Annotated in this window: 11 protein-coding genes; 3 read left to right on the forward strand and 8 right to left on the reverse strand. The window is 61.7% G+C overall.

Annotated elements, in window-relative coordinates; all coding sequences use genetic code 11:
• Positions 1–49 precede the first annotated feature (49 nt).
• Together J2S67_RS06620 and J2S67_RS06625 are read right to left on the reverse strand one after the other, a co-directional pair.
• Complete coding sequence (locus J2S67_RS06620; protein WP_310247448.1) at positions 50–1,735, reverse strand: bifunctional ADP-dependent NAD(P)H-hydrate dehydratase/NAD(P)H-hydrate epimerase; 1,686 nt, start codon at positions 1,733–1,735, stop codon at positions 50–52.
• A gap of 58 nt (positions 1,736–1,793) precedes the next feature.
• Positions 1,794–2,144 (reverse strand): holo-ACP synthase, encoded by a 351-nt coding sequence (locus J2S67_RS06625; RefSeq protein WP_310247450.1) that lies wholly within the window; start codon positions 2,142–2,144, stop codon positions 1,794–1,796.
• Between the two features lie 161 nt (positions 2,145–2,305).
• Here J2S67_RS06625 and galU point away from each other — a divergent pair, with 161 nt between their 5' ends.
• A complete protein-coding gene (gene galU, locus J2S67_RS06630; protein ID WP_141742476.1) occupies positions 2,306–3,199 on the forward strand; it encodes a UTP--glucose-1-phosphate uridylyltransferase GalU in 894 nt (297 codons plus the stop codon).
• Between the two features lie 73 nt (positions 3,200–3,272).
• On the opposite strand, the gene glmS is transcribed toward galU, so the two are convergent.
• Positions 3,273–5,147 carry a glutamine--fructose-6-phosphate transaminase (isomerizing) gene (gene glmS, locus J2S67_RS06635; RefSeq protein ID WP_310247454.1) on the reverse strand — a complete coding sequence of 625 codons (1,875 nt, stop codon included), beginning with the start codon at positions 5,145–5,147 and terminating at the stop codon, positions 3,273–3,275.
• 173 nt (positions 5,148–5,320) lie between these two features.
• Between glmS and coaA the strand changes: the two genes are divergently transcribed.
• On the forward strand, positions 5,321–6,349 hold the full coding sequence (coaA, locus tag J2S67_RS06640; protein ID WP_310247457.1) for a type I pantothenate kinase: 1,029 nt from the start codon (positions 5,321–5,323) through the stop codon (positions 6,347–6,349).
• A gap of 77 nt (positions 6,350–6,426) precedes the next feature.
• Entirely contained in the window at positions 6,427–6,837 is a 411-nt protein-coding gene (mscL, locus tag J2S67_RS06645) for a large conductance mechanosensitive channel protein MscL (RefSeq protein WP_035754357.1), read from the forward strand.
• Positions 6,838–6,958: 121 nt separating this feature from the next.
• On the opposite strand, the gene glmM is transcribed toward mscL, so the two are convergent.
• The 5 genes from glmM to truA all read right to left on the reverse strand — a co-directional run bounded on the left by glmM (position 6,959) and on the right by truA (position 12,058).
• Positions 6,959–8,308, reverse strand: coding sequence for a phosphoglucosamine mutase (glmM, locus tag J2S67_RS06650; protein ID WP_310247462.1), 1,350 nt, complete (start codon positions 8,306–8,308; stop codon positions 6,959–6,961).
• Positions 8,309–8,441: 133 nt separating this feature from the next.
• Positions 8,442–9,602: a polyphosphate kinase 2 gene (gene ppk2, locus J2S67_RS06655; protein ID WP_239446712.1), complete on the reverse strand. Its 1,161-nt coding sequence runs from the start codon at positions 9,600–9,602 to the stop codon at positions 8,442–8,444.
• Positions 9,603–9,910: 308 nt separating this feature from the next.
• On the reverse strand, positions 9,911–10,402 hold the full coding sequence (gene rpsI, locus J2S67_RS06660; protein ID WP_035758105.1) for a 30S ribosomal protein S9: 492 nt from the start codon (positions 10,400–10,402) through the stop codon (positions 9,911–9,913).
• A 42-nt stretch (positions 10,403–10,444) separates the two neighbouring features.
• Positions 10,445–10,888, reverse strand: coding sequence for a 50S ribosomal protein L13 (gene rplM / locus J2S67_RS06665; protein ID WP_035758103.1), 444 nt, complete (start codon positions 10,886–10,888; stop codon positions 10,445–10,447).
• Positions 10,889–11,206: 318 nt separating this feature from the next.
• A complete protein-coding gene (gene truA, locus J2S67_RS06670) occupies positions 11,207–12,058 on the reverse strand; it encodes a tRNA pseudouridine(38-40) synthase TruA (protein WP_310247466.1) in 852 nt (283 codons plus the stop codon).
• Positions 12,059–12,094 lie beyond the last annotated feature (36 nt).

Raw genomic sequence — 12,094 nt, forward strand, 5'->3', positions numbered from 1 at the left:
CCGGGCGCTGTAGTTCACGGCGCTGCGTGAGTTCACGGCGCTGGAAAGGCTATGCGGCGCTGTATTTCAGGCCGTGCACGACCGCGGCCGCGGCACACAACTGTGCAATGCGTTCCAGGCTGAGTTCTTCGCCGCGGGCCGAGGCCCGAGCGGCGTGGGTTGCGAGCATCGCGCCCAGGACACCGGCGAGCTTATCTCCCGAACCTGCGCGAGCGAGCGTCGCAGCCGCGGATGCCGCGAGGAACGTGACGCCGCTCGGCGCAGCAACCACCGTCGCTGAGCCTTTGAGCAACACGACCGCGCCAACAGCTGCCGCCAGATCCCGCGCTGCGGAGACCGGGTCTTCAGCCGGGTCCGCGGCGTCTATACCCAACCGTTGCACAAGCGCTAGAAACTCTCCCGCGTGAGGCGTCAACACGTGGACCTTAGTGCTGACTTCAGCTCCGGCATCCGTGTCAGTCCGAGCCGCTATCGAGGGTTCCCATACCGCGAGCGCTGAGGCGTCCACGATCACAGGGCCCTGGGTGCCCCGCATCACGGCGAGCGCCGGTTCGAGGTCTTCGGGCTCTTCCCCGAGCCCCGGGCCTACGACCCACGCGTTCACCTTAGAGGTCACCGCAGGCCACCCGTTCGATGCTGATTCTGCCGAGCCGGCCGGCGAAGCAAGCTCAGCCCTGTCGATGTTGACGACCTCCGGCAGAGTCTGCACCACAGCCTGGCCAGCAGCCCCACGCCCTGCGGTTACGAGCATCCCGATCCCGCCGCGCCCGGCATCGTGCGCTCCGATGGCGGCCGCTGCTGTAGAGCACAGGACCGCGGCCCCGGGATAGGCGGGCGAACCTGCGACCATGCCGAGGACTCCACGCGAATATTTGTGGTCGCCGGGGCGTGGCGCCAGGAGCTCGCTCTCAGCGTCGGCGGGGGTTATAAGCCGCGGCATGAGGTGAGTATCCTGCGGGGCCTGTAGCCCGATTTCCACGAGGTAGATGTCGCCGGTTTTCTCACGCGCCGCCCCGGCCACGAGCCCGCGTTTGAGTGCGCCGAACGTGACCGTGATGTCCGCGAGCGGCACCATTTCATCCGCGTTGCCGGTCTGTGTGTTGAGCCCTGAGGGGCAGTCGGCTGCGACAACCAGCGCGTCCAGGGTTTCCCCGTGCACCGCCCAGGTCTGCGCATCCGCGTCCCAGCCGGGAATCGGCATCCCGCCTTTCGCGCCGATCCCCAGTACTGCGTCCACGATCACATCCGCGCAAGCTAGATGCTGAAGCACCTCGTTATGCTTCGTCGCACCAGAGCCCTGCGCTGCCTCACGTTTGTGATGCTTCACGACCTCGACCCCGGCGGCGGCTGCCGCGGCTGCGGCACGTTCGTGCCAGCGGTCCGCGACCATCACGGCCACACATCGTGCCCCGCGACCGGAAAGCTCGGCGAGCGCATAGAGTCCGTCACCGCCGTTGTTGCCGGGGCCGATCAAACCCACGATGAGCGCCCCACGCAACTGAGAACCCGTCCCGGGCATGGACGGTGCCGGCTTTGTGAGCGCGGCTAACGTTTCAGGCCCGGCCACGGTCGGTTCCGGAAGGGCGGGCCGGTTGGTGACGGCCCGGGCGATGTGCACGGCAAGCCCGTAGGCCGCCTGTCGCATGAGTTGATCGGGGTTGCCTGCGGCTTCGCATGCGGCGAGCATCGGGGCTTCTGCCGCTCGGACCGCGTCGGGGCTATAGAGCAGGTGCATCGGTGTACCTTCCGGGCTGGGAGCCTGTCTCGGGGCCTGTCTCGGGGGCCTGTTTGTTCTAGCCTTCGGCGATCACGTACGCGATCGCTACGTCGCCGTCGTGGGTGAGGGATATGTGCCAGCTTTTGACACCGAGCTGGTCGGCGACCTCTTTCACGCTACCGCGCACATCGAGCACCGGGGCGCCGGAGTCCAGTGTGCACACTTCGCAGTCATGCCACACCATTCCCCCGGGGGAGCTGAGAGCTTTCGCGACCGCTTCCTTCGCGGCGAAACGCGCGGCCAGCGAGCGGGTCCGCACCTCACGCTCGCTGGGGCAAAACAGGCGTTCAACCAGTGCCGGGGTGCGCTGGATCAGCTTCTCGAAACGCGGAACGTCCACAACGTCAACACCGATGCCCACAATCATGTTTCGATGCTATCGCTGTTCACACACGCTTTGCTCGCGCGCCATCGGCATCCGAGGCTCGCGGCGCTAAGCAAGCTGGCCCCTGCTGAATGCCTGTGAATACCACCACGCATACAGGTTTTATTTACCTGCCGCTAACCTTCGCTGGTTTAATGCGGAACATGAACCAGTTCAAAGTCCGCAAAGCTGTCTTCCCTGTGGCAGGCCTCGGAACCCGTTTCCTCCCGGCTACGAAAGCGATGCCTAAAGAGATGCTGCCGGTTGTTGACCGGCCAGCTATCCAGTATGTCGTTGAAGAGGCAGTGAACGCGGGGCTCGATGATCTCCTCATGATTACTGGGGCGCCTAAGCGTTCGCTTGAGGATCATTTCGATGCCTCCCCTTACCTCGAAAATCAGTTGCAGCTAGCGGGTAAGAAGAAGCTCCTTAAAGCTGTCCAGCAGGCTGCTGAGCTCGGCGATGTCCACTACATCCGCCAGGGTGAACCTAAAGGCCTCGGTCACGCGGTTGGCCGCGCAGCTCTGCATGTGGGTGATGAGCCGTTCGCGGTATTGCTCGGTGATGACCTCATTGAGGAGTCCTCTACCCTGCTGCGTGACATGATCACTGTGCAGTCACGCGTTGGCGGGTCAGTGATCGCCCTCATGGAGGTGGATCCGGAAGATATTTCCTCCTACGGGTGCGCTGCCGTCGAGGCAATCCAGGACGAGGAGTTTGTTCGCGTGACTGACCTCGTGGAGAAACCAGCTGTTGCGGATGCGCCGTCGAACCTCGCGGTCATCGGCCGTTATGTTCTGCACCCAGCGGTTTTCGATGTACTTGAACGCACCGCTCCCGGCCGTGGCGGTGAAATCCAGCTGACCGATGCCCTGCTTGAACTCGCCGCGATGCCAGCTGAAGAAGGCGGCGGCGTGACCGCGGTCATCTTCCGTGGCCGCCGCTACGACACCGGCGATAAGCTTTCCTACCTCAAAGCAGTCATCGAGATCGCGTGCCAGCGCGAGGACCTCGGCCCGGAGCTACGGGAGTGGCTCAACGAGTTCACGGCTTCATAGCCGGTCGGCGCCGGGTTCGCTGCGTCGGACGCGTTCAGGTGAGTGCGTTCAGCTGAGTGCGTGAATTGGGACGTTATTCGACGGTCACTGACTTTGCGAGGTTGCGTGGCTGGTCAACGTCCAGGCCCTTGGCGGAGGCAAGCTCCATCGCGAAGATCTGGAGCGGAACCACCGTCAAGAGTGGGGCGAGCAGGGCCTTGGTCTCTGGGACACGGAAGACCCATTCAGCATAGTTACCTACGGCCTCGTCGCCTTCCTCAGCGATCACAAGGGTCTGGGCGCCGCGGGCGCGGACCTCCTGGATGTTGGAGACCACTTTCGAATGCATCGAGTGGCGGCCCGATGGGGACGGCACCACAACGAACACGGGCTGGCCTTCCTCGATCAGCGCGATCGGGCCGTGCTTGAGCTCACCAGCGGCGAATCCTTCGGCGTGGATATAGGCGAGCTCTTTGAGTTTGAGCGCACCTTCCATCGCTACCGGGTAGCCCACGTGCCGGCCCAAGAACAGTACCGCTTCGGTCTCGGCCATGCTGCGAGCGAGCTCGCTGATCTGGTCCTTCTGGGCCAGGATCTTCTCGATCTTGTCCGGGATCTCCGCCATATCGGCCAGCAGGTCAGCGACTTCGCCGGAGAACATGTTGCCGCGTAGCTGCGCCAAGTACAGGCCCAGCAGATAGGTCGCCGCAACCTGGGCGAGGAACGCCTTGGTTGAGGCCACCGCGATCTCCGGGCCGGCGTGGGTGTAGAGCACCGCATCGGATTCGCGTGGGATCGATGAGCCGTTCGTGTTACAGATCGCGAGCGTACGCGCGCCCTGTTCCTTCGCGTACCGCAACGCCATGAGGGTGTCCATGGTTTCCCCGGACTGGGAGATCGTCACGATCAACGTGGATGGGGTCACGATCGGGTCGCGGTACCGGAACTCATGGGACAACTCGACCTCAACCGGGATGCGGCACCAGTGTTCGATCGCATATTTAGCGACCTGGCCTGCATAAGCGGAAGTACCGCACGCGAGCACGATGATCTTGTCGATACCCTTGAGCTCGGCCTCGTCAATACGCAGCTCATCGAGTTTGAGGTGCCCGCGGGCATCCGTACGCCCCAGTAGCGTGTTCGCGACCGCTTCCGGCTGATCGAAAATCTCTTTAGCCATGAAGGACTCAAAGCCGTCCTTCGATGCCGAGGCCGCGTCCCAATCGACCGTGAACTCAGTGCCTTCAGCAGGGTTGCCGGAAAAGTCAGTGATCTCGTGGCTGGTTGGGGTGATCGTGACCACCTGGTCCTGATCCAGCTCAACCGCACGCTTTGTGAAGTCGATGAAGCCCGAAACGTCAGAGCCGAGGAAGTTCTCACCCTCGCCCAGGCCCACGACCAGTGGCGAGTTACGGCGCGCCGCAACCACAACCCCCGGATGTTCAGCGTGGATCGCTAACAGCGTGAACGCGCCTTCAAGCCGGGAAGCGGTCATCTGCATCGCCTTCGTGAGGTCCCCTCCGGCCTCGTTGCGGTACACGTCCCCCAGCAGGACCGCGGCCACCTCGGTGTCCGTCTCCGACTTAAAGCTGTAGCCGGCCTCCAGCAGGTGCTTTTTGAGCGCATCGAAGTTCTCGATGATCCCGTTATGGATCAGCGCGAGCCGCCCCTCATCAGCCACGTGCGGATGTGCGTTGACATCGCTCGGGCCGCCGTGGGTAGCCCAACGGGTGTGGCCGATGCCAGTGCCCGATGCCGGCAGAGGATTTGCTTCAAGCTCGGCCAACAGGTTGCCCAGCTTGCCAGCTTTCTTCCGGTATTCGACCACATCGCCGGCATCGACTGCGACACCTGCGGAGTCATAGCCCCGATACTCCAGGCGTTTGAGCCCCTCAAGCACCACATCGAGGGCGTCATGCTTGCCAGTGTTTTCCGGCCCTGGGCCGGCGTATCCGATGATTCCGCACATGCGAAAAATTTATCACCTCTCCCCCGCCGCTTTTAATCGAACGCCCCTGTCAACCGAACACCCTTGCTCACCGGTGCGCGGCCACAGCGGGCTACCTAGACCAGCACTCTTACCGGCGCGAGTTGCTACACCGTTTTCAACACGCGCGCGTTAAAGATGACACAATGAAGAGGATGACCACCGCCCAGGACCTCATTGACGAAGCGTTAGAAGACGCCTCGCTAGAGAACGAGAACACCGCCAACGCCGCACACAGCGAGAACGCTGGCGGCCGTTCCCCGTTCGTGGGTTTGGACCGTGCCACATGGGCGCGCCTAGCCCACACGATGGAGCAACCGTTCAGCACCGAGGACGTCCAACGCCTCAACGCGCTCGGTGATCGCCTCGACCAAGACGAGATCCGGGAAGTCTATCTGCCGCTCTCACGTTTGCTTTCCCTCTATGTCGAAGGCGCGGCGGCTACCCATTCGGCGACCAACAGGTTCCTCGGAGAGCATTTCCGGCGCACCCCGTTCGTGATCGGAGTCGCAGGTTCCGTAGCTGTCGGCAAATCCACCACCTCCCGCGTGCTACGTGAGTTGCTGAGCCTCTGGCCAGGCACACCTAAAGTGCAGCTCGTGACCACGGACGGATTCCTCTACCCCAACGAGGAGCTCATCCGCCGCGGCATCATGGACCGCAAAGGCTTCCCCGAATCCTATGACCAGCGGGCCCTGATGCGGTTCATCACGGAAGTGAAGTCCGGGGTACCCAACGTCAAGGTCCCCACGTATTCGCATCACTTCTATAACATCGTCCCGAACGAATTCACGGTCGTGGACCAGCCGGATGTGCTGATCGTTGAGGGCCTCAACGTCCTCGCCCCACCTCGCCTGCGCGGGGATGGGACCGTGGGGCTTGCGCTGAGTGACTTCTTCGACTTCTCCATCTATGTGGACGCGCGCACACGAGACATCCGCGAGTGGTACATCAAACGTTTCATGCGTCTTCGCACCAAAGCGTTCAGCCTGCCGGATAACTACTTCCACCGTTACGCCCAACTCAGCGACCAAGAAGCGATCGATACCGCAACCAGCATCTGGACGCGAATCAACGAACCGAACCTGACCCAGAACGTGCGCCCAACCCGAGGGCGCGCCCAGCTGGTGCTCACCAAAGACTCAGACCATTCGGTCCATCACATGCTGTTGCGGAAAATCTGAGTGAACCTGACGCAGATCACACGCCAACAGTTCGCGGTTGCCTCCCAAAGCACTCGTCATGCATTTATACTTTTAGCATGATCCAAGGATTCAAAGATTTCATCTCCAAAGGCAACGTCATGGATCTTGCCGTGGCTGTCATCATCGGCGCCGCTTTCGGTAAGGTTATCGACGCCCTCGTAGGCTCGGTCATCATGCCTGCTATCGCGATGCTGGTCGGCACCCCGAACTTCGATGACTGGCTGGTCTTCGGTTCCGTCAAGATCGGTGTCTTCCTCACCGCTGTCGTGAACTTCCTGCTCATCGCTGCAGCTGTCTACTTCTGCATCGTGATGCCAATGAACAAGATGATCGAGCGCCGCAACCGCAAGCTCGGCATCGAGCCAGAGGACGAGGCAGTCGACCCACAGATTCAGCTGCTCACCGAGATTCGCGACGCCCTCAACGGCACCGCTCGGGGTTCAGCTGGGGACCACGTAGCCCGCTAAAACTCACCTTCTGAATAAGATTCACCTTTGACGATGTAACGGTTAAACGGTTGGGGCCCGGAACCATATGGTTCCGGGCCCCAACCGTTTAACCGTTAGCTTCCGACAGCATACTGTCCATCTATCCGAGTGGTAGCGCTGTCTGGACGGTCTGGGCCAGGTGCCGGGCCTCGTCGGTGGCTTGCTCTTCGGTTGCGGCTTCAACCATGACGCGCACAACAGGTTCGGTACCCGATGGACGCAACAGGACGCGGCCGGTGTCACCGAGGCGTTCCTCGGCTTCAGCAACAGCCTTCTGAATCTCAACGGAAGAACCAACCCCGGCCTTGTCAACGCCGCGCACGTTGATCAGAACCTGCGGCAGAACCGTCACGGCATCGCCGAGCTCCTTGAGGGTCTTACCGGTCGCGGCAACCCGCGCAGCCAGGTGCAGGCCCGTCAGCACGCCGTCGCCCGTCGTCGCGTATTCCTGCATGATCACGTGGCCAGACTGCTCACCACCCAGTGAGTAGCCGTTCTTACGCATCTCCTCAAGAACGTAACGGTCCCCCACCGCGGTCTCAACAACCTTGATGCCGCGTTCCTTCATCGCTAGCTTCAGCCCCAGGTTGCTCATGACCGTGACCACCAAAGTGTCGTCCTTGAGCTTGCCGGCCTCATGCATCGCGATCGCAAGGATCGCCATCTCCTTATCCCCGTCGATCACGTTGCCCTCATGGTCAACGGTCAAGCAACGGTCGGCATCGCCGTCGTGGGCCACACCCATATCCGCACCGTGCTCAACAACGGCCTTCTGGAGCATCTCCAGATGCGTTGAGCCGCAGCCTTCGTTGATGTTCACCCCGTCCGGGGAAGCGCCGATCACCACGACCTCTGCGCCAGCGGCACGGAACGCGTCCGGGGAACAACCGGAAGCAGCGCCGTGGGCCGCATCGATCACAACTTTGACGCCGTCCAGACGGTTCGGCAACGTCTGTAGCAAGTGCATCACGTAGCGGTCTCCCGCATCAGCAAAGCGGTATACCCGCCCCACGTCGCCGCCCTGGGGACGCAGAGGCTCCAACTGCATCCGGGATTCGATCGCGTCCTCTAGCGCGTCATCGAGTTTCTGCCCGCCGCGGGCGAGGAACTTGATCCCGTTATCCGGGGCGGGGTTGTGGGAAGCGGAAATCATGACGCCGAAATCCGCTTCTAGGTCTGCAACCAGGAAGGCCGCTGCGGGGGTTGGGAGTGTGCCGGCGTCATAGACTTCCACGCCAGAGGCGGACAGCCCCGCCTCGATCGCCGCGGAAATGAAGGAACCAGAGATGCGAGGGTCTTTAGCGACCACAGCGACCGGTTTCCGGTTCCCTTCGATGTCGTTGAACCCTAGAACAACGGAAGCTGACTGAGCGAGGCTCATCGCCAGTTCCGGGGTTAGGAGTTGGTTAGCTCTGCCGCGCACACCATCGGTGCCGAATAGTCGAGTCATGTATCTATCCTACGAGTACGGCGGAGTGTTCTTGACCCCGCCGCATACGAGCACACCGCGAGCGATGCTGTTGACAGCATCACCCGCGGCGTGACAAAGAATTGTCTAGCGGCCCGCTCACACGAGCTACTGATTAGTTATCTGATGCGAAACCGTCGATGAGCGGGAACTCACCCACTGGGCCCTCATCTGCTTCGAATACACGGTCAGCGGAACCCACGATCAGCGGATCCGGTTCGTAGACAACCTCAGGGTCCTTACCTGGGTAATCGACCGTGTTCAGGACGTGACGGATCGCTTCGAGGCGGGCACGCTTCTTGTCATTGGACTTCACCACGGTCCACGGGGCGTCTCCGGTGTGGGTGTAGAAGAACATCGCCTGCTTAGCCTCGGTGTAGTCGTCCCACTTATCCAGGGAGGCCAGGTCCGTTGGCGAGAGCTTCCACTGGCGTACCGGATCGGTGCCGCGGGATGCGAAGCGGTGCAGCTGCTCGGCACGGGAGACCGAGAACCACAGCTTGACCAAACGGATACCGGAGTTCACGAGCATCCGTTCAAGCTCTGGGGTTTCACGCATGAACTCAACGTACTGGCGTGGGGTGCAGTACCCCATGACGCGCTCAACACCGGCACGGTTGTACCACGAGCGGTCGAACAGCACGATCTCACCACCGGATGGCAGGTGCTGGATGTAACGCTGGAAGTACCACTGGGTCTGCTCAACCTCGGTTGGTTTCGCGAGTGCAACAACGCGGGCGCCGCGCGGGTTCAGGTGCTCGGTGAAACGCTTGATCGCGCCACCCTTACCTGCGGCGTCACGGCCTTCGAAGATGATGACGAGGCGCTCGTCGTTATCCTGCATCCAACGCTGCATCTTCAGCAGCTCGATCTGCAGTTTGCGCTTCTCTTTTTCGTATTCGCGGCGGCCGAGCTTCTTCTCGTATGGGTAGCCCTGGCGCCATGCGTCGTCATCGAGCTCGAGCTTCGAGATCCTGTCTTCGGCATCGTCCTTAATAGGGTCGAAGCGGGTCTCGCTCTTATCGAGCTCTTTGTAGTCCACGTCATCTCCAAACTGCTTCAGGAACTCATCTTTTTCCTCACGACGGTTGGTCGTACCGCTCACGGTGTACAGCGCTTCTTCGCCATTGAGCTCGCGGTTCGGTTCCGCCGTCATCGCGGCCTGTTCCTTCGAAGCATCCGATGCGTCAGCTGGCTTCACGTCTTTATCCTCGACCGTGTTCGCCTCGCTCTGGGCTTTGGAGTTATTGCTGCTGCCTTTTCGTGAGGTAGCCATGCGATTCCTTCTTCAGGGTGAATGATGCAAACGTTGGCAGGATAGACCACTCCCAACATTCCCATTTTACGTTAGAAAAGGGCTACTTTGCGTGTTTCGTAAGGGCCATCACAGGCGTCCCGCGTCACGATGGGCGGGCAGGCAGAGCCGTCTGGACGCACAGGTGGGGTTGCCAAACATGCGCGCGGACAGAGCCGGCTGGTTGCCGTGCGGGGTTAAACGAACGGGGTTAAACGAGCGGGTGGCCCGCCCCAAAGGGACGTGCCACCCGTGCATACACACTCCAGCGGGAGGTGTGTGAGCGAAAATTAACGCTTCGAGTACTGTGGCGCCTTGCGGGCCTTCTTCAGACCAGCCTTCTTCGACTCGATGACGCGTGCGTCACGGGTCAGGAAGCCAGCCTTCTTGAGTGCTGGGCGGTTGTTCTCGCGGTCAATCTCGTTGAGCGCACGAGCGATACCGAGACGCAACGCACCGGCCTGGCCGGATGGGCCACCGCCGTGGATGCGAGCGATCACATCGTATGCGCCTTCGAGTTCTAGAACGGTGAACGGATCGTTCACTTCCTGCTGATGCAGCTTGTTCGGGAAGTACTCGGCGAGTTCACGGCCGTTGAGGGTCCACTTGCCGGAGCCAGGGACAACGCGAACGCGTGCGATCGCGCGCTTGCGGCGGCCAACAGCGGAACCAGCAACGGTCAGGTTGCGTGGGGTTGCTTCGGTTGCTTCTGCAACCGGCGCGGATTCAGTCGTGTAGGTCGAGGGAACCTGGCCCTCGGTGAGCTCTTCGTTCTGAGCCACTTTAGTCTCCTTAGAAGATGTCCGTTATCGGGTGGCCCAGTGTTACTGGGAGACCTGCGTGATTTCGAAGGTCTTAGGCTGCTGAGCGGCGTGTGGGTGCTCTGCACCGCGGTACACCTTCAGCTTGGTCAGCTGCTGCTTACCCAGGCGGGTGTGAGGCAGCATGCCCTTGACAGCCTTCTCCACTGCGAGCGTCGGGTTCTTCTCCAGAAGCTCAGCGTAGTTGGTGGAGCGCAGACCGCCCGGGAAACCGGTGTGGCGGTATGCGCGCTTCTGTTCGAGCTTGGCGCCGGTGAGGGCAACCTTCTCAGCGTTGATGATGATGACGTAGTCGCCCTGGTCATTGTGTGGGGCGAAAGTCGGCTTGTGCTTACCGCGCAGCAGGGTTGCGGCCTGGCTTGCGAGGCGGCCCAAAACAACGTCCTCAGCGTCGATGATGTACCAATCGCGCTCGACGTTTTCGGCCTTAGGAGAGTACGTACGCACTGTTCTTTTTGCCTTCGGTTGAATACTGGTCAGACGGTCTCGAGCTGGTTGTCGTGAGGTAACCAGGGTTCGCACCGCCGTGCGGATGATGCGCCGGCGCACACGCGCTACGGGTGAGGGCCGTAGCCGGTTCGCTTACTCTCTTGCGCTGTTCACAGACCAGAGGTCCTGCAACTGGACCGTCACGTAAACAGGTGGTGTCAAGAGCGCACTGCGCAACAACTATCGAGTTTAGCTTAAACTCCTCGCCGATGACCAACCTATGGTGACCAGCATCTCCTAGCTCGGCTATCCTGAGCCACCCCCCACACCGAGCCCCTATTCCTGATCCCTGCGTGCGCGGGTCGCATCTGCGCGGGCCGCCGCCGCATCGTCATCAGGGTAATCAACACCTACCAAGACCAACGCGTGCCCGGCGGCCATCTTGGTGTTCGCATCGCGCACCCGCTCCCCTAACCGTTGTGCAGGCCAGGCCACGGGGCGCGCGCCCTCACCCACACTGATGAGCGCACCGACGATCGTTCGGACCATGTGGTGGCAGAACGCGTCCGCGCTCAGCTGAGCCTCAACGAAGCCATCCGGCGAGCGCGTCACGCTGATCTCTTGGAGGTCACGGATCGTAGAGGAATGCTCGCGCGGCTTACAGAACGACAAGAAATCGTTGAGCCCCAAGAGCTCCTGAGCGGCTTCGTGCATCGCCGCTGGGTCGAGTTCGCGTGGATGGAACAGCACGTCGTTGCGGCGGAGCGGATTCCAACGATGCGGCCCGTCAGCGATCAGGTACCGGTAATGCCGGCGCAGAGCGGAGAACCGCGCGTCAAATCCAGGCGGTACCATGCGGGCTGAGTCGATGATGACGGCTCGGTCCGTGGCGCGGGCGAGCACCGCGTTGAGGCGCCGCACCAGGGTTTCCTCGATGCGCGCCGATCCGTCCCGTACGGTCAGTTTGGCGGTCGCTTCCGGGGAGAGGTCGCAGTGGATCATCTGCCCGAGCGCGTGTACCCCGGCGTCCGTGCGCCCCGCAACCACCGTGCGCACCTCGGTTCGCGTGATCGTGAACAATGCATCTTCGACAGCTTGCTGCACACTCGGCTGATTCGGCTGCCGAGCCCACCCGCTGAAAGGCGTGCCGTCATACGAAAGCCGAATCGCGAACCTCTGCATATCCATCAGCCCCATCCTAGCCGCGGTGCCACTAACCGAACG

Source organism: Pseudoglutamicibacter albus (genome assembly GCF_031458175.1).
In the GTDB taxonomy this organism is placed as follows: Bacteria; Actinomycetota; Actinomycetes; order Actinomycetales; family Micrococcaceae; genus Pseudoglutamicibacter; species Pseudoglutamicibacter albus.

Bases quoted from the DNA above. Each gene is read 5' to 3' on its own strand.
- J2S67_RS06620 (WP_310247448.1), bottom strand. From the start codon at position 1,735: ATGCACCTGCTCTATAGCCCCGACGCGGTCCGAGCGGCAGAAGCCCCG.
- J2S67_RS06625 (WP_310247450.1), bottom strand. From the start codon at position 2,144: ATGATTGTGGGCATCGGTGTTGACGTTGTGGACGTTCCGCGTTTCGAG.
- galU (WP_141742476.1), top strand. From the start codon at position 2,306: ATGAACCAGTTCAAAGTCCGCAAAGCTGTCTTCCCTGTGGCAGGCCTC.
- glmS (WP_310247454.1), bottom strand. From the start codon at position 5,147: ATGTGCGGAATCATCGGATACGCCGGCCCAGGGCCGGAAAACACTGGC.
- coaA (WP_310247457.1), top strand. From the start codon at position 5,321: ATGACCACCGCCCAGGACCTCATTGACGAAGCGTTAGAAGACGCCTCG.
- mscL (WP_035754357.1), top strand. From the start codon at position 6,427: ATGATCCAAGGATTCAAAGATTTCATCTCCAAAGGCAACGTCATGGAT.
- glmM (WP_310247462.1), bottom strand. From the start codon at position 8,308: ATGACTCGACTATTCGGCACCGATGGTGTGCGCGGCAGAGCTAACCAA.
- ppk2 (WP_239446712.1), bottom strand. From the start codon at position 9,602: ATGGCTACCTCACGAAAAGGCAGCAGCAATAACTCCAAAGCCCAGAGC.
- truA (WP_310247466.1), bottom strand. From the start codon at position 12,058: ATGGATATGCAGAGGTTCGCGATTCGGCTTTCGTATGACGGCACGCCT.